The following is a 17,348-nucleotide window of genomic DNA, read 5'->3' on the forward strand; positions in this document are numbered from 1 at the left end:
CAGGGCTTTGCTAAGCGATACGCGAGGGCGTACCGGCGCGAGTTGCAGTCGTTTCGGGATTGAGAACGAGACGGCGCAGGTACGCGCTCAAGGTATCGATGGCGATGACCATCGTCAGGATGACGCCCAGCACCGTCGCCAGCTTAGGAAAATCGAGCAGGTCGATCGAATCTTTAAGCGTCTGCCCGATGCCGCCCGCACCGACGATGCCGAGCACCGTGGAAGCACGAACATTGAACTCCCAGATGTAAAGTGTCACGGAAACGATATTGGGCCACACATCTGGAAGCAGCGCATAGCGAAAGGCGCGCACCGATCCGGCGCCGGTCAATTCCGCCGCCTCGACAGGCCCGGGATCAGCAGGCTCAATAACTTCGGTCAGCAATTTGCCGAGCGCACCGACCATGTTGAACGTGATTGCGAGCACGCCCGTAAACGGCCCAAACCCCACCGCAGCCACGAAGATCAGCGCGAAGACCAGCATCTCGGTGCCGCGCAAAACACCCAACAGGCTGCGCACCAGCCGTGACAGAACAGGATTTGGAGTGGTATTGCGCGCCGCGAGCGGCACAAGCGGAATGCAGATCATAAGAGCGCAAAGCGTGCCGACCGTTGCCATGGCCAGGGTCTGGAAAGCATCTCGCAGCACGCGGCCAATATCGCTCACATCCGGCGGAAACATCTGCGTGAACCAGGAAGCGATCTTGGGCAGACCCTCGGCGAGTTTGCCGAAATCGACCCGCGCGGACACAAAGCATGCAACCAGGAACACTGCGACGGCCAGGAAAACGATAGCCCGCGCGATGGTGTGCCAGCCAAGCAATGACTGAGTCGGCTCCGCATAATGCTGCTTGTTAAAACCGACGATGCTCATTCCCTCTCCTGCCGCTTGCCGCCGCTGAAAACCCAGGCGAATGGCCCGACACAAAATGCCGGTTTGAAGGACGGGGCGGCCCAGCGGACCGCCCCGTCCGGGATCATCAGGATTTCAGCTTGCCCGTCAGGACGCCTGCTTCCTCGATAGTCGCATAGTCCTTGTGCACGGCCGGAACGAAGCCGTTATAGCCGCTGCCCATCATAGACTGGGCTTTTTCTTCGGAGAGAGAGGTCAGGATGTCGCGAATCTTGACCTTGAGCGCCGGATCAAAGCCCTTGGGCACACAGATGGCATCATTCGGCAGTTCTTGCGACGTCCAATAGACTACGACTTTTTTCGGGTCCATTTCGCCAGCTTCGATCATGCCGTTACGGCCGCGATCCATATTCGAGCCGAGATCGATGAGACTCTGCTGAATCATGGAAACGTTGTTGCCGAAGGTCGCTCCCTCGCGCAGCTGGAAGAATTCGCGCGGATCGACGCCGTTCTTGACGAAGAATGCATAAGGGATGAGCCAGCCGGACGTATTGCCCTGATCGCTCAGGGACAACTTCATGCCCTTCGCATCCTTCGGAAAATCCTTGATGGGCAAACCGGGGCGCCCCTCGATAATCGCGTGATAGGACGGCTTGCCATTGTATTTCGCCGTTGCGATGACCTCGGTGCCGGCATGCTTGTTGGCAAGCACATAGCCCCACGGCCCCAGCCAGCCCACATCCAAATGGCCGTTACTCATCGCGACGGAGATAGCGGCCCAGCTCTCAGGGCTGACCAGTTCGTAAGTGGCCCCGAGTTGCTCCGCAAGATAGCGAAACATCGGCTCGAATTCCTTGATGGTGGTTGCCGGAGTCGGCCGCACCGGAGCAATTGCGAAACGAAGATGAAGCTTGCCATCGCGCATCGCCTGCCCTTGCGCGGCATTGGCGATGAACGGCAGCGAAAGCGCGGAAGCGGCGACCGCCCCAAAGCGACGACGTGTAATCATGACGACCTCTCGAATTTGCATCGCGTGCGTGAGAGCGAGCCGACCCAAGCCATTCGCGCAGTGCTGGACCGGGCGGCGCGCCTTGGCTATGAACATTACGAATTCTTATGAAAATAAGATGACAATAATTTTTAGTTTCATGAAAATTCAAGCAAAAGGTCCTATCCGCACAATTTATAACGTAGAATCAATGTACTAGTTTGATTATCAGAAATGCCCCGATCGTATCCGATCAATGAAATTTGGCTTTTCATTGCAGTTTCTTATATATCTCCTCTAAGCGCCGCCAAAAAACGTTAAGGCGGCAGGATCGAAGCGATGTTGAATCTGGCCCAAGTTCAGACCTTTCTCGCCGTTGTCGACGAAGGCGGCATTCAGGCGGCTGCCCAGCAGCTCAATTGCTCGCAGCCTGCCGTTTCTCAACAATTGAAAAAGCTTGAGGAGTTTTTTGGCGTCCTTCTGGTGGTACGAAATCGCAGTCGGGCGATACCGACTCGCGACGGTGAACTATTCCTGCCCAAAGCTCGTTCGTTAATCGCCGCAGCCGAGCGCGCACGCGGGGTGATCGTAAACCGCCGCCTCGTCATTCATGCCAGCGGCAATGCCGGCACATTCCTCGCTCCCAAACTCATCGCAACATTCGAGCGTGAGATAAATCGGCCTGAAGGTGCAGAACTCATCATAGGAACAAACCGCGAGGCCGTGGACGCTCTTCTCGCCGGCGAAGCAGACGTGATCCTGACCGAGTGGAATGAGGATCACCCGCTTATCGAATGGCAAAAATGGCGCCGCGAAAAATTGGTGGTGATAGTTTCGCCGGATTATCCGCTCGCAACCCATCGCCGCGTTTCTCCGGAAGCACTTCTCGATTACCCCATGATCGGAGGAGAACCCGGCACCGGCACGGGACGCGCGCTCGCCAGCGTATTGGGCGCTGACGCCAGCAAACTCAAAATTGCCCGCCAACTCGGCAGCACCACAGCCGTCAAGGAAGCCGTGAAAGCCAATCTCGGGCTGTCCATCGTGTTTGCTTATACCGTGACGGAAGAAGTCAAGGCCGGAACGCTTGTGGCGCTGGAACTGGAAGAGGCAGACATTTTCAAGACGCTGTTTGTGGGCATCGCACACGAAAGCCCCGGCACATCGATGGCACGACGCTTCGCTGCCATCTGCACCTCTTTCATTTAATTCAAAAACGTCTTCCTCCTTAGCGCTCCAGGAACATCATCATGACCCGCAAGACCCTTGTCACCAACTGGGTCCACCCTGAAGTACTCGATCTGCTCAGGACCCGAGGCGATGTCGACGCCAACTTAACGCGTGAACCATGGCCGCAGGCAGAGATTATCCGCCGCGCCGCAGATGCCGACGCGATCATGACCTTCATGACAGACACCATCGATAACGCCTTCCTTGATGCTTGCCCCAATCTCAAGGTGGTGGCGTGCGCACTCAAAGGAGCGGACAATTTCGATATCGAGGCCTGCAAGGCTCGGGGCGTCGAGGTCGCTGTCGTGCAAGACTTGCTGACCGCTCCCACGGCCGAGCTTGCCATCGGCCTCATGATCACACTTGCCCGCAAGATTCTTTCAGGGGACCGGGTCATCCGCGAAAAGCCATTCGCCGGCTGGCGACCGATACTCTACGGACTGGGTCTTGACGGCTCTAATGTCGGAATCGTCGGCATGGGGGCAGTGGGCCAGGCTGTCGCTCACCGCCTGTGGCCGTTCCGCTGCCGCATGTCCTATACCGACCAAACTCCTCTCTCGCCCACCAATGAAGATCGGCTGGGGCTGATACGGCGAAACTTATCGGATATTCTTGCCAACAGCGACTATCTGGTGCTCACACTGCCGCTCACGGCTTCGTCTCAACATCTGATCAATGCCGCCAGTTTGTCCGCCTTGAAACCGGGAGCGCTTCTCATCAATCCGGCTCGCGGCTCGTTAGTCGATGAAGCAGCCGTAGCCGACGCGCTGGAACAAGGCACGCTCGGCGGCTACGCCGCAGACGTGTTTGAAACCGAAGACTGGGCCCGGCCCGATCGGCCATCCGGTATCGAACCGCGCCTGCTTTCGCACCAAAACACTGTCTTTACACCTCATATCGGTTCGGCAGTCGACAATGTACGACGCGACATCGCTCTGGATGCCGCTCGCGATATTCTGCGTCACTTGGATGGCCTACCTATGAGAGGACGGCTCTTCTAGCGATCACACTGATCGATATCGGCCTTCAACGCATAAGCTTGGCGGCCGAGACGACATTGAAGGCGGAGTCCATGGCATCGATGGAGCCGCCGTTCTCGCCGACGATGCCAAGCAGCATGAGCGTGTTTGCCGTCGACGATCCTGCGGCGATCACCACCTTCTGCTTCAGGTCGGACCTTGCGATGTCGCTATACGAGGTCATCAAACTCTGAAAGTCATAAGCCGGACAGGTGACCGCAACGACCAAGTGCCGTAACGGCCGAGTAGACTTGAGTCGATGGTGGCTGCATCGGCGGGTGCATCGGCGGGTGATGGTGTGGATGGCGTCCGCAACCGGCATCTGATGTGCCAAAGTGAGTCGTTGTCAGATTCACTCAAAGGGAGCCATCCACGATGCCCGTTATGACAGTCGGTCTTGATCTTGCAAAACACGTTTTCCAGATTCATGCGATCGACGAAACTGGTGGAGTCGTCGCCCGTAAAAAGCTTCGCCGCTCGGAAGTGCTCGAATTCTTCCAGGCGCTGTCACCCTGCTTGATCGGCATGGTGGCCTGCGGTAGCGCTCATCATTGGGGCCGGGAGCTGACCGCGCTCGGCCACGACGTTCGGCTGATGCCGGCGGCCTACGTCAAGCCTTACATCAAACGAGGCAAGAACGACGCGGTCGACGCGGAGGCAATCTGCGAGGCGGTCACCCGACCGACGATGCGATTTGTCGAGATCAAGAGCGCTGAGCAGCAATCTGGCTTGATGCTGCACCGGACACGCGAGCTGCTGGTCCGGCAAAGGACCGCATTGATCAACTCGCTTCGCGGCCAGCTTGGCGAATTTGGATTGATCGCGCCGAAGGGCGTCTGGAGCATCCCCGACTTGCATGCGCTCGCCAAAAACGCGACCTCTGCCATCCTACCCGACGCGGTTCGCGGATGCGTCGAGCTGATCATGGGCCAGATCGACGATCTGCAGACGCGCATCCGGACCATCGAGAAGGCTATCCGCGTTCAAGTTCGCGCCAGCGAGGTTAGCCAGCGGCTGAAGACAATACCCGGCATCGGAGTAATCACGGCTTCCGCTCTCACCGCCACTATTGGCGACATCAAGGCCTTCAAGTCTGGGCGGCATCTAGCAGCTTGGATCGGTCTCGTGCCACGACAGTCCGGATCGGGCGGCAAGGTCCACATGGGCAGCATTTCGAAGAAAGGGGACGCCTATCTGCGCAAGCTACTCGTCCTCGGCGCCACCGCGGTGATCCGTTATTGTCGCAACAAGCCCGAGCTTGCCGGCTGGATTAACGCGCTGCTCCAGCGACGCCCCGCGCGTGTGGTGACGATCGCGGTGGCCAACAAGATGGCGCGGATTGCGTGGGCGATCATGAGCCGTGGCGAAACATTCCGCCAGGCGGCGTCTGCGATCGCCTGAGCTGAGATCGCGCCGACAAGGAAAGTAAGTTAGCTGCCGGAGTGGGACTATCGAATTGGTGAGAGCGACGACGACGTAATGGCAACCGGTCGAGACCGGGGATCAGGAAAACCCGAACCTGTGCATGCGCATCAAGCGCGACACGAGTGGCTGGGACCAGATCCGCGGACTACCATTAGGGCCCGCGGACAGGAATCCGCTTCGATGAGGCCGGATCGATGACCGCACCCCGACCAAACGTTGCTGAGACATCGAAAAAGTTCTTGCCAAGCGGACGCCATCCATCGATGCACAGGTGTGATCTCTGCGATCTTCTGCATTTTCTGCAATGTAAGGCAGAATTTTACCGAAATTTGCAGAACGGCCATGAGCTCCTATCTCTCAGAGATACTGTGAGGGATCGACGTGGTTGGAAACAAAGAACTGGAGGCCGGGCTTAAGGCCATGGCGGAGGACTTCCATCTGCCTGGTGGAGGACGCAAGAAGCTCGCGCGGCTTGTCGTCGGACACCTGTGGTGGTTCGATGCTGCCGAACAGCGGGGCATGAGTTGGCAAGACATGATCCGGGCGATGACTGCCGCCGGTGTGAACGGCAGAGGCAACAAGCCCATCACCGTTGGGACACTATCCTCAACGGTCTGGCGAGTACGGACGAAGGGAGAGGCGAGCGGTGCCCGCGAACAAGAACGGCCTGGACCAACGCCCACCCTACCGAGCGGGCAAACTCGGAAAAGCACAAAAAACTGCGGCACCGGCCAGCCGCGGCAACGCATACGAAAGGCCCCCCCGGAGAATAGTGATGATGACGAGCTCAGTCGACCTGCACCGAAGTGGGCGGTAGACAGAGAACGGTCCGGTCGGGCCAACAAGCATGTGCGGGCCTTTATGGACAGAGCCCGAGCCGTGCGCCGCCGATCAGAGGACGACTAGCAACGGCCGCACCTCGCCGAGGGCATGAGCCGGACCGTCAGCGGCTTTCGGCCTTCCAAATCGGCTCAGCGGGTTCGGCCCAGACCGGGCGCTCCGCAGTTCCCGCTCGATCGGCTTGTCGGCGAACCGCTGCCTACTCTTGCCGCGTTGTCGCTCAATCAGCTTAGGAAAGTCGACAACATCGATATCGAGGCGCATACCGAAATCCTTGGCGAGGATACTTTTCCGCGTGGGCAGGGACCTCGGGGGTCGGAACTACGAGTCGCGCCTGCCCCATCGGGGAAAAGCTTTTTTCCGCTCTTGACCCAGAAGGCGCACCCGCCGTATCCGGATGAGGGTCAGCCGGCGAGATAGACTCGGCGTTTGCCGTCCCTGCCGGTCACCCTGCTCACGATGTGTTCGGCGTCATCGCCTCTGAGACCAAATGAGGGACTTCACGAAAGGAGGATTTCTGGTTCATCGTAGCCGTCAGGAGCGAAGATGAAGCAGAAATCCGAACTGGGCAAAGCGCCCGCAGAACAAGTGCTAAAAGATATCCGGCGGCAGACGCGTCGGCAGTATTCGGCGGAAGAGAAGATCCGTATCGTGCTGGAAGGACTGCGCGGCGAGGAGAACATCTCCGAGCTGTGCCGCCGCGAAGGCATTGCCGCCTCGATGTATTACGGTTGGTCGAAGGAGTTTCTGGAGGCCGGCAAACGCCGCCTGGCGGGTGACACGGCCCGTTCCGCCACGTCCGGTGAGGTGAAAGACCTTCGCCGCGAAGCCTCCGAATTGAAGGAGGTGGTGGCCGACCTGACCCTGGAGAACCGCCTGCTCAAAAAAAGCATGAACGGGGCTGGGGAAAACGAGGCATGAGGTATCCAGCATCCGAGAAATCCGAAATAATCGCGCTGGTCGAGCAATCGCATCTGCCTGCCAGGCGCACGTTGGAAAAGCTCGGCATCCCGCGAGCCACCTTTTATAGATGGTACGATCGCTATCGCGAGGGTGGCATCGAGGCGCTGGCCGATCACCGCTCCAAGCCGGACCGGGTCTGGAATCGCATCCCGGACGATGTCCGCGGTCAGATCGTCGATCTGGCACTGGAACACCCCGAGCTGTCGCCGCGAGAGCTGGCGGTGCGCTTCACCGACGAGAGAAAATACTTTGTCTCCGAGGCTTCGGTCTATCGGCTGCTGAAGGCGCACGACCTGATCACCAGCCCCGCCTATGTGGTGATCAAGGCGGCTAATGAGTTCAAGGACAAGACCACGGCGATCAACCAGCTTTGGCAGACCGACTTCACCTACCTCAAGATCACTGGCTGGGGCTGGTACTATCTATCGACGGTGCTCGACGACTTCTCTCGTTACATTGTGGCCTGGAGGCTTGGTCCCACCATGTGCGCCTCCGACGTCACGGCCACGCTCGATCAGGCGCTTGCCGCCTCAGGCCTGGACCACGTCAATATAAAGCAGCGGCCACGGCTTCTGAGCGACAACGGATCAAGTTACGTCGCGGAAGATCTGGCCACCTGGCTCAAGGGCAAGGATATGCAGCATGTGCGCGGTGCGCCGTATCATCCCCAGACCCAAGGCAAGATCGAGCGCTGGCATCAGACCTTGAAGAACCGCATCCTGCTCGAGAATTACCATTTACCGAGGGACCTCGAACGTCAGGTCAGCGGCTTCGTCGAACACTACAACCATCACCGCTATCATGAGAGCATCGACAACCTCACGCCTGCGGATGTTTACTTCGGCCGAGCCGAAACCATCCTGACTGAGCGTGCGCGCATCAAACGTGAAACCATTGCAAACCGCCGCTTGCAGCATCGATTGCAAGCCGCTTAAACTTTAACCCTAGATGAGCCAGATCCTCCCTTCTCGAAATGCCTGAGCGGTCTCAAATTATCTGACGACGAACACCTGGTCGCGACCTGTTCAAGCAGCGCCTCCAAGCGCTTTTCGATCACGAACGCCTCCCGATCCCTCCCGAAAAGCGCGGCGACCGTTACTTCTTCGTCCGGAGCGCCGGTTTAGAGGCGCAACCAGTCCTGTATGTCCGCGAGGACGGAACGGATCGCGTTGTAGTCGACCCCAACGGCTGGTCTGAGGACGGAGCAACCGCGCTTGCCGAATGGGCGGTCTCCAATAACGGGCGCTATCTCGCATACGCGATCCAGGAGGGGGGCGCCGATTGGCGAACCATTCGCGTGATGGATATGGACACCGACAGGATCCTCAATGACGAAATCCGCTGGGCGCGTTTCTCGAAGATCGGGTGGGCACAGGATGATTCTGGCTTCTTTTACTCCCGCAACGCCGAGCCAGAAGAAGATGCCGCCTTCGAAGCGAAGGTGCTTGAGCATACCGTGCACTTCCACCGACTTGAGACGCCGCAGTCGCAGGACAGACTTATCTACTCTTCCGACACTGATCAGCCGCTCCTCCACATAGCGGTCACGACGGCGGACGGGCGCTATGTTATGATCTATTCAACCCGGCTTGGAGGCGGCAACGGCGTTACCGTCATCGATCTGGCGAAGGATGGATGGAAACCCGAAAAGCTAGTCTCCTCGTTCGATCATGCGTGGACCTTGATCGGAAACGTCGGCGCGCGGTTGTTCTTCACTACGCAGGAAGGTGCCGAGCGCGGCAAGGTCGTCGCCATCGACTTCGATGCAGAAAAGCCGGCATTCCGAGACTTCGTTCCGCATCGGGAGGATTCCATCATTCTCGCAGGCAGCATCGTCGGCGATCGGCTCGTGATATCCTACATGGTAGATGCGAAGACGCGGATTGAGCGCTTCAAGCTGGACGGCACGCGGGATGGCGTTGTTGAACTTCCCAGCGTCGGCACGGCCGGCGCCTTCAGGGGGCGGCCCGGCGACAATGAGTCATTCTACGTCTTCAGCAGTCAGGATACGCCTACTACGATCTATCGCTACGACGTGGAGACCAACACGAGCACTGTATGGGCGAAGCCCCGGATTGCGAGCGATCTCGATCAACTCGTCGTGGAGCAGCACTTCTTTGCCTCGAAGGATGGTACGCGCATTCCAATGTTCGTCATGCGGCGCAAGGACGTGACAGGCCCGGCCCCCACCATGCTGTACGGCTATGGCGGCTTCGGGATTCCGCTCGTCCCATACTTCTCTGCGGAAGCGCTAGCCTGGGTGGAGCAAGGCGGCGTCTACGCCGTGCCCAACATCCGCGGCGGCGGCGAATATGGCCGAGCGTGGCACGAAGCTGGGCGACTGACGAACAAGCAGAACAGCTTTGACGACTTCATCGCCGCTGCGGAATTTCTGAAGCGGGAGGGCATTACTCCACTCGATGGGCTGGCGATCCACGGCGGGTCGAACGGTGGCCTTCTGGTTGGAGCCGTGGTGAACCAGCGTCCGAATCTCTTTGCTGCGGCCTTGCCCGATGTCGCCGTGCTGGACATGCTGCGCTTCTCCTTGTTCACGGGCGGAGCGTTCTGGACCCAGGAATATGGTGACCCGGCGGTTCAAGCCGACTTCGAGAACCTTCTATCCTATTCACCGCTCCATAACGTAAAGGACGGCACGGACTATCCCGCCATCCTGACCACGACTGGCGACACGGACGATCGAGTGGTGCCGGCGCACTCGTTTAAATACGTGGCCACGCTCCAAGCAGCCGCCCTCGGATCTCGGCCTCGGCTCCTGCGCGTCGAAACGAGAGCGGGACACGGAGCGGGCAAGCCGACGGACAAAATTATCGAGCAGACGGCGGACATGTGGGCCTTTGCGGCACACTGGACAGGCCTGCGCCTCCAAAAGGGAAGGTAACCGATGGCGGTGGCCGTCCCGCGTGCGTCGGCAGCGCGTTCGTCGCTCGCTTGGATTGATCATGGCCCGTGTCTGGAAGGAGACGGCCCGCGGAAGTTTCGGCTGCCGCGAGGCCGCGAGGCCGCCGGGGTCAGGTCAGGAAAGGCGGGGCGTTCTCACCGCGCAGGCGAAAGTTCGGCCGCGGGCGCTCGAGCCTGATCGACTCCAGCACCGTGTAGGCGTGATACTTCGTCTGGGTAGTCACTCCGGCCAGCCGTTCCGACCACAGTTGCCCGTTGCTGCTGCGCTTCTCGAGCACATACTTCGTGGCGAAATTCACCATCGAGTTGATCCAGTTCTCCGTTCCGACGAATACCTTGTCCCAGCCCGCACCGTCGAGTATGCCGATCAGCGCGTCTGAGCGGGAGAAACGGTCGACTGCGGCCTGGGCGCCGTCGAGGACGTCGGCGAAGTATTCGATCGAGGCCTTCACCGTCTCTGGTGTGCCGTAGGACATGTGATGACCGGCGACCAGGAAGTCGAAGTCGAATTCCGTCAACTGCTGCTGCGCCTGATACCAGCCCATGATATTCTGCGACGCATCGCAATGCATGAAGGTGGCGCTGCCGGGGCTGATGATGTCGATGACAGTCAGCACTCTATGGGCCGGCGCATAGATGAAAATGTTACCGGGGCAGTGGTTCTCGCCCTTGTACGATAACTCCAGAGTCACGCCGCCGACGTTCAGCGTATAGTCCTTGTCGAATGTCATAGTCGGGATCGGGCGGTTCCGGTCGGGAAAGCGTTCGAGCAGTTCCTTTGTTATCTCGTGCGCGACGATCTCAACGCCAGAGCCGAACACCGATGCGGCCCCGATATGGTCGGTGTGCCAATGGCTATAGATGACGTGCGTAACGGGCTTGTCGGTGACCTCCTCGATCGCCGCCAGCATGTTCTCGCCGATCGTCGGGGGGGCGTCGATCGCGATTACGCCGTCGTTTGTCACGACGAAGGCCGCGTCGTACCCGCCGCTCGTAACCCAGTAGAAGCCGTCGCGAAGCTCCTCGACATGGTAGCCGAGCCTTTGAAAGCGTTCGCTGGAAAAATAGGGCGGATAATAGTTGGGTGGGTCCGCCGGATGCTCACCAGCTTCGGGGAAGCCGTAGTTGTCGATCGCGAAGAATGCCGGCGTATCGCTAGCGGTGATGTGCTTTTGATGATTTTTGCACATGGGTCTGTTTCCTTTTGGTAGTGAAGAGGTCAGGCGTGCGCGGCGTCAAACCGCAGCACCGCCTTGATGACGCGGCCGGCGGCCACGTCGTCGAACGCCCGGTTGATGTCCGCGAAGTCGTAGAAGGTGATGAGGCGGTCGAACGGGAAGCGACCAGTGCGGTAGAGGCCGATCAGCTCCGGGATCATCAGTGCGGAAACTGCGTCACCTTGGATGATGCCCTGCAGCGTCTGCCCGATGGTGAGGCGCGATGCGTCGACGAACGCGCCTGAATGCGCATTGAAGGCGACGAAGCCGAAATGCCCCATAGGTGCCAGCGCTCCGATACCGGCATCGAGGTTGGCGGCCCGCCCGCTGGTATCGAGGACGAACTCGATCCCGCGTGGCGTGATCGCGCGGATCGCGGCCGTAACGTCCGGTCCACCGGCGGCGTTCACGACGTGCGTCGCTCCGAGTTCGCGTGCGAGCTCGAGCCGTTCGGCATTCACGTCGATCGCAATGACGGTTGCGGCGTCCGCGACCTTCGCCGCCATGATGGCGGCAAGGCCGACCGCGCCGACGCCAAAGACCGCGACGCTCGCGCCCACCGGCACCTTCATCCCCTTGAGGATCGCGCCCGCGCCCGTCTGGAAGCCGCAGCCTAGCGGGCCCAAAATCTCCAGCGGAACATCATCCGGCACTTTGACGGTGTTGCGCTGGTGAGCCAGCGCGTAGGTCGCGAAGGACGATTGGCCGAAGAAATGCGCGTGGAGGTCGTCGGCGCCATCTCGCTCGATGCCGATGGTGCCGTCCAGCCGTGCCCCCGCGAAATTCGCCTCCCAGACCCTCTCGCAATAGGCGGCATGAGAGGACAGGCATGGCTTGCACTGTCCGCATGAATGATAGGACAGTACGACATGGTCGCCCGGCTTTAGATGGGTGACCGACGCGCCGGTCCGCATGACGACGCCGGCGCCTTCGTGACCAAGAATGGCGGGCAACGGTGACGGCATGAGTTGTTGGCGGACATGCGAGTCGGTGGCGCAGATGCCAGTCGCGACCATGCGAATAAGAACTTCGTCGGCTCGCGGCGCTTCGAGAGCGATGTCCTGCATGATGAACGGTCCATCCTTTTGCTCGACCACGGCCGCGCGGGCATGGGTGATCGTGGCTTGTTGCTGTGCGGCACTAGGGAGTGCTGGCTGGTTCATCGGTCCTCCATGAGGTTCGTGAGCGGTCTTTCGCTGCGTCGGCGTCTGGTTTACCCCTCGTGCCCTGTTGCAATAGCCGCCAAGGCAGGAACCTGGAGTTGCGCATGCCGGAACCCGCGCCCGTCGATCTGCTCGATGTGATTGCTTTCGTCCGCGTGGTTGAGACGGGAAGCATCGCGAATGCAGCGGCGCGCCTGGGCATCGCGAAATCGATCGTCAGCCGCCGTGTGAGCCGCCTGGAGGGGGTGCTCGGCGCGCAATTGCTGACGCGCACCCCGCGCGGCACGACGCTGACCGATATCGGCCGCGAGTATCACGAGCGGGCCGCCGCCGGCCTGTTGGAGCTGGAATCGGCGCGCGAGGTCGTCACCAAGTCCACCAGCGAGATCTTCGGGCAGCTTCGCATCCAGGTGCCCGCCGCCTTCGGCGAGTTCTTGCTGGCACCGATCCTTGCGGAGTTCGCGGCGCGCTATCCGCGCATCGAGTTCGACGTTCGGTTCACCGATCGTCAGGTGGACATGATCGCCGAGGCCTATGATCTGGCGATCTGGCCGGGTGCCGTGCCGGACTCGGTCCTCATCACGCGCAAACTGGCTAAGGTGCGATGGGCGATGGTGGCGAGCCCGGCCTATCTCGACGCGCGGGGGCGTCCCGCCGGGCCGGCGGACCTGGCCGACCACGATATTATCCTGTACGCGCTCGATCCCGGTCGCTGGCGACTACAGGGACCAGACGGCTGGGAGCCCGTGCGGATAAACTCGCGCTTCTGCACCGACAGCGGGCGGATGCTGCTGGCCGCGGCGCGCGCGGGTCTCGGCATCGTGCTCGTCCCCATGTTCATGGTTGAAGAGCCGCTGGCACGCGCCGAGTTCGAGGCGGTGCTGCCGGACTTCCCGCACGAGGGCGGCGACCTGCAGATTTTTATGCCGCCAGCACGCGCCGGTATCGCACGGGTGCGGGCACTCGTCGCCTTTCTTTACGAAAAGTTCGACCGCGAAGTCTGAGGTGCGTAGGAGACCGATCGCGAACTTCTTCCTTGTTCGGGTTGCGCTTCCAGCAACGCTGAGTTCTTCGATCCCCGTCTTCATTGCCGCGAGGATATTTCGAGATGATGAGGCACAAATCGACACGATGACCGGTTTGGCAATAGTCCGGCTTCACCCCGAAGGGATGGAACATGCTTCACAGATCGATCGATCGTGTCACCGCCATACCGCCGCTCGGACCTGGCTTCGATGGCGAGCATCACAAGGCGGCGCTGGTGGTGGCCCCGGGAAATTTCCACGCCACAGACCCGTTTTTTCTGATGGCCGACGACCACATCACGCTGGAAGGGCGCTTCGGCGAGGCGCATCCCCATGCCGGGCTGGAAACTGTAACCTTCATGCTGGACGGCACGATGGAGGACACCGGCGGCCGGCTGGCAAAAGGCGACGTCGAATGGATGACGGCAGGCAGCGGCATCGTCCATTCGGAGGATGCGATGGTGTCGACGGGTATGCGATTGTTCCAGCTATGGCTGGTGCTGCCCGTGGAACAGCGCAACATGCCGCCGCGTGTGCAGATCCTGCAGCGCGCGGCGATGCCGGTCCATCTTGAACCGGGGATCGAGGCGACGGTCTACAGCGGCCGGTTGGGTAACGCGGCGGCGCCGACGAAGAATGCGGTCCCCGTCACGCTGGCGGACATCCGGATGGAGCCGGGCGCTACCTTCGCGCCGGAACTACCCGCCGCCTATAACGCCTTCACAGTGGTGATCGATGGTGAGGCGGCGGCCGGTGCCCGTGACGAACCGCTGTCGGGCAACATGGTTGGCTGGACCGGTCCCGTCGGCGGCGGTTCCAGCACGCTTGCGCTGCGAGCCGGGGCGAAAGGCGCCCGGATGTTGCTGTACGCCGGACAGCCCCAGAACATTGAGGTCGTGGCGCAGGGGCCATTTATCGCCGGGTCCCGGGACGAACTGGCGGCATATCACGCCGCTTATCGCCACGGCAGATTCCCGCACGCCGGCACGATGCGGCCGATGGCCCTCGCATGACGCGGTCAAATCTAAAGGAGCCGAACATGGCGAGGAAAATCGAGATACCGACGACCGGCACGCCTGCCGTCCTGAGAGTGGTGGAAACAGAGGTCGGATTGCCCGGCGCCGGGCAGGTGCGGCTGGTGCAAACAGCGATCGGCATCAACTATGTCGATGTCATGGTCCGCAAGGGTCTATACCCGATGCGGCTTCCCGCCACGCTGGGCTTCGAAGCGGCGGGTGTGGTCGACGCTCTAGGTCCGGGAGTGATAGGCTTCACACCGGGAGACCGCGTCGCCTATTTCTTCGTCGAGGGAGCATACGCCACCGCCTCGCTCGTCCCCGCAGAGGCGCTGGTTCGCCTGCCGGGCGATATTTCAAACGGGGTGGCGGCGACCTTCCTTGCGAAGGGACTGACGGCCTGGATGGGATTGTACGCCTTGCACCCGCTGAAGGCGGGTGAGGTCGCCCTCGTGCTCGGGGCGTCGGGCAGCGTCGGGTCGATCCTGTCGCGCTGGGCGCGGTCGCTTGGCGCGACGGTGATCGGAGTAGCAGGATCGGGCGGCAAACTGGCGTCGGTCGCGGCCGGCGCCGACCATGCATTCGTCGCCGACGATCTAGCGCTTTCCGAGAGGGTCCGCACGATCGTGCCCATCGGCGTGGACGTGGTTTACGACTTTGTCGGACGTGCGACCTTCCCGTTGGCGGTCGCTTGTGTGCGCGATGGCGGCGTGATCGCCTCGATCGGTGCCGCGTCGGGACAAGCGCTTCCCGCAGCCGATCAGCTCCGCTCTCGCGCCGTCCAACTCCGGGGCGGCGGCACGCCGCAATATGTTCGGGGCGAAACCGTTGCTGTTGCCACGTCGCAGCTCTGGGGCGCGATCCGTGACGGCCTGTTCAGTGATCTCCAGGTGGCCCGATATTCGTTCGACAGGATCGCCGCCGCACACGAGGACATGGAAGCACGGCGGCTCACCGGCCTTCCTGTTGCGATAGTGTGACATCCATGCAGGTGTGCGCTTCTTTTGCTCCTGAATTTAACTTCATGGGAGATTTCCCATGACCGAAACCATGAAGGCGGTTGTTCTTAGTCGCTTCGGCGGGGCCGACGCATTCGAACTGCGCGACGTGCCCGTGCCGCCAGCCGGCGCCCGGCAGCTACGCGTCCGGATTCATGCGACAGCTGTCAACCCGCTCGACTACCAGATCCGTCGCGGTGACTATGCCGATCTGGTGCCCTTGCCATCGATCATCGGACACGACGTTTCCGGCGTAGTCGAAGAAATCGGGACAGAAGTGACGGAATTCGCGGCAGGCGATGAGGTTTACTATACACCTCGTATCTTCGGCGGTGCTGGCTCCTATGCCGAACGGCACGTCGTCGACGTTGAGCTGGTGGCCCGCAAGCCGTCGAACCTCAATCATGTCGAGGCGGCCAGCCTGACGCTGGTCGGGGGCACTGTCGTGGAAGCGTTGGTGACGCGTGCGCGCCTTTCTGTCGGTGAAACCGTTCTCATCCACGGCGGTGCCGGCGGCGTGGGAACGATCGCGATCCAGATTGCCAAGGCGATAGGCGCCCGCGTGCTGACCACCGCGCGTGCCGCCGACCATGCGTTTGTGCGGTCGCTCGGCGCCGACGAGGCGATCGACCATAGTATGGAGGGTTATGTCGCTGCCGCAACGCGGCTGACGGGCGGTCGCGGCGTCGACGTCGTGTTCGACACGATCGGCGGCGATACGCTGACGCGTAGCCCGTTGGCGCTTGCGGACATGGGACGTGTCGTCAGCATCGTTGACATTCCAAAGCCGCAGAACCTTATGGAGGCATGGGGCAAAAACGCCGCATATCACTTCGTTTTCACACGTCAGAATCGAGGAAAGCTTGATCTGCTTACCGGCCTTGTGGAACGCGGCCTCGTTCGGCCCATCGTGGGTGCGGTTCTGCCGCTGGCCCGTATCGGAGAGGCGCACGAACTTTTAGAGGGCAGGAGTGCTTACGCGCTTCGTGGGAAGGTGGCGATTGACGTGGCGGGAGACACTGTATCTTTCCCGCCCCGCCGCTGACAGCCGACGGTCCAGCAGCCATCTCCTAGGTGGTGATCGCAAGGTTCGCGCAAGCGTGCGGCCATGTCGCCGATGTTTCAGCGGCAACGCTGCCACGTCGGCGCGCGGCCGTCGTCGGTAAGGTCGTTCACATGTTAAGGACCGTTTCTTCGAAGCCCGGGGGCTCCCACGGATCGCCTGGCGGCACTCGCGTCGAAACTTGGTCGACATCCACTCGAAGGCGTGCAGCCAATGAACGGCCGGCCGCTACTTCGACGGACACCGGCGCGGTGTCTGACGCTAGCGACGATGGTCGCGTTGCTCTTTGCGCCGGTAGCCATCCCCGCTTCGCGTCTTGCTGTTAGCCGGGCCGGCGCTGCTGTGGACCTTCGTAGAGGCGGGAAGGCTGGCGCCGGTCGGCCGACCTCGGCTATACCAAGAAAACCTCGAACGATAAGGCACGGCGAGTGCTCGCGTGGACCCACGCGATCCTCATGAGGCGATAGTCGCGGCGGCCACTTCTATGATCGAGAGAGCTTGCTAAGCCGTCGAACAGACTGCGTAGCAATCATTTTGGATCACGCGTTCTCTATCAGAATGTGAGGGGCGGGTCAGTTCCGAAGCGACGCTCGAAGGCTTTCAATCGATTCAGGCATCTGTAAATCGAA

General features: G+C 60.9%; 16 protein-coding genes. 9 read left to right on the top strand and 7 right to left on the bottom strand.

Translation table 11 applies throughout. The features are described 5' to 3' along the window. Positions 1-10 precede the first annotated feature (10 nt). Positions 11-874 carry a phosphonate ABC transporter, permease protein PhnE gene (gene phnE / locus E0H22_RS04240; protein ID WP_151612140.1) on the bottom strand — a complete coding sequence of 288 codons (864 nt, stop codon included), beginning with the start codon at positions 872-874 and terminating at the stop codon, positions 11-13. A gap of 106 nt (positions 875-980) precedes the next feature. Continuing rightward, positions 981-1,862: a phosphate/phosphite/phosphonate ABC transporter substrate-binding protein gene (locus E0H22_RS04245; RefSeq protein WP_233024415.1), complete on the bottom strand. Its 882-nt coding sequence runs from the start codon at positions 1,860-1,862 to the stop codon at positions 981-983. 318 nt (positions 1,863-2,180) lie between these two features. On the opposite strand from E0H22_RS04245, the gene E0H22_RS04250 reads away from it, so the two are divergent. Continuing rightward, a complete protein-coding gene (locus E0H22_RS04250; RefSeq protein WP_151612142.1) occupies positions 2,181-3,050 on the top strand; it encodes a LysR family transcriptional regulator in 870 nt (289 codons plus the stop codon). Between the two features lie 41 nt (positions 3,051-3,091). Next, positions 3,092-4,072: a phosphonate dehydrogenase gene (locus E0H22_RS04255; protein ID WP_151612143.1), complete on the top strand. Its 981-nt coding sequence runs from the start codon at positions 3,092-3,094 to the stop codon at positions 4,070-4,072. Positions 4,073-4,097: 25 nt separating this feature from the next. On the opposite strand, the gene E0H22_RS04260 is transcribed toward E0H22_RS04255, so the two are convergent. Continuing rightward, the gene (locus E0H22_RS04260) at positions 4,098-4,274 is read right to left on the bottom strand and encodes a hypothetical protein (protein ID WP_192799977.1); all 177 of its coding nucleotides are present in this window, start codon (positions 4,272-4,274) and stop codon (positions 4,098-4,100) included. 191 nt (positions 4,275-4,465) lie between these two features. Here E0H22_RS04260 and E0H22_RS04265 point away from each other — a divergent pair, with 191 nt between their 5' ends. After that, positions 4,466-5,491: an IS110 family RNA-guided transposase gene (locus E0H22_RS04265; protein ID WP_151612146.1), complete on the top strand. Its 1,026-nt coding sequence runs from the start codon at positions 4,466-4,468 to the stop codon at positions 5,489-5,491. A 381-nt stretch (positions 5,492-5,872) separates the two neighbouring features. On the opposite strand, the gene E0H22_RS04270 is transcribed toward E0H22_RS04265, so the two are convergent. After that, entirely contained in the window at positions 5,873-6,046 is a 174-nt protein-coding gene (locus E0H22_RS04270; RefSeq protein WP_192799978.1) for a hypothetical protein, read from the bottom strand. Positions 6,047-6,406: 360 nt separating this feature from the next. Beyond that, positions 6,407-6,619, bottom strand: coding sequence for a hypothetical protein (locus tag E0H22_RS04275; RefSeq protein ID WP_210251724.1), 213 nt, complete (start codon positions 6,617-6,619; stop codon positions 6,407-6,409). A gap of 282 nt (positions 6,620-6,901) precedes the next feature. On the opposite strand from E0H22_RS04275, the gene E0H22_RS04280 reads away from it, so the two are divergent. Both E0H22_RS04280 and E0H22_RS04285 read left to right on the top strand, forming a co-directional pair. Further along, positions 6,902-8,253 (top strand): IS3 family transposase gene (locus E0H22_RS04280; RefSeq protein WP_151612149.1). Its coding sequence is split into 2 segments (ribosomal slippage): positions 6,902-7,238 and positions 7,238-8,253, totalling 1,353 coding nucleotides; the frame shifts between segments, so codons are not numbered across the junction. Positions 8,254-8,387: 134 nt separating this feature from the next. Next, positions 8,388-10,217 (top strand): prolyl oligopeptidase family serine peptidase, encoded by a 1,830-nt coding sequence (locus E0H22_RS04285; RefSeq protein ID WP_233026132.1) that lies wholly within the window; start codon positions 8,388-8,390, stop codon positions 10,215-10,217. 130 nt (positions 10,218-10,347) lie between these two features. Here the strand turns inward: E0H22_RS04285 and E0H22_RS04290 are convergent, their stop codons facing one another. Continuing rightward, positions 10,348-11,427 (bottom strand): MBL fold metallo-hydrolase, encoded by a 1,080-nt coding sequence (locus E0H22_RS04290; RefSeq protein ID WP_233024416.1) that lies wholly within the window; start codon positions 11,425-11,427, stop codon positions 10,348-10,350. A 29-nt stretch (positions 11,428-11,456) separates the two neighbouring features. Continuing rightward, positions 11,457-12,617, bottom strand: coding sequence for an NAD(P)-dependent alcohol dehydrogenase (locus tag E0H22_RS04295; RefSeq protein WP_233024417.1), 1,161 nt, complete (start codon positions 12,615-12,617; stop codon positions 11,457-11,459). Positions 12,618-12,721: 104 nt separating this feature from the next. Between E0H22_RS04295 and E0H22_RS04300 the strand changes: the two genes are divergently transcribed. The 4 genes from E0H22_RS04300 to E0H22_RS04315 all read left to right on the top strand — a co-directional run bounded on the left by E0H22_RS04300 (position 12,722) and on the right by E0H22_RS04315 (position 16,701). Continuing rightward, positions 12,722-13,621: a LysR family transcriptional regulator gene (locus tag E0H22_RS04300; RefSeq protein ID WP_233024418.1), complete on the top strand. Its 900-nt coding sequence runs from the start codon at positions 12,722-12,724 to the stop codon at positions 13,619-13,621. A 173-nt stretch (positions 13,622-13,794) separates the two neighbouring features. Further along, on the top strand, positions 13,795-14,655 hold the full coding sequence (locus tag E0H22_RS04305; protein ID WP_233024419.1) for a pirin family protein: 861 nt from the start codon (positions 13,795-13,797) through the stop codon (positions 14,653-14,655). A 26-nt stretch (positions 14,656-14,681) separates the two neighbouring features. Beyond that, positions 14,682-15,638 (top strand): zinc-binding dehydrogenase, encoded by a 957-nt coding sequence (locus E0H22_RS04310; RefSeq protein WP_233024420.1) that lies wholly within the window; start codon positions 14,682-14,684, stop codon positions 15,636-15,638. 58 nt (positions 15,639-15,696) lie between these two features. Next, positions 15,697-16,701, top strand: a complete 1,005-nt coding sequence (locus E0H22_RS04315) for a zinc-dependent alcohol dehydrogenase family protein (RefSeq protein WP_233024421.1) — start codon at positions 15,697-15,699, stop codon at positions 16,699-16,701. The last annotated feature ends 647 nt before the right edge of the window (positions 16,702-17,348 follow it).

It is taken from the genome of Rhodopseudomonas boonkerdii (genome assembly GCF_021184025.1).
Classification (GTDB): Bacteria; Pseudomonadota; Alphaproteobacteria; order Rhizobiales; family Xanthobacteraceae; genus Tardiphaga; species Tardiphaga boonkerdii.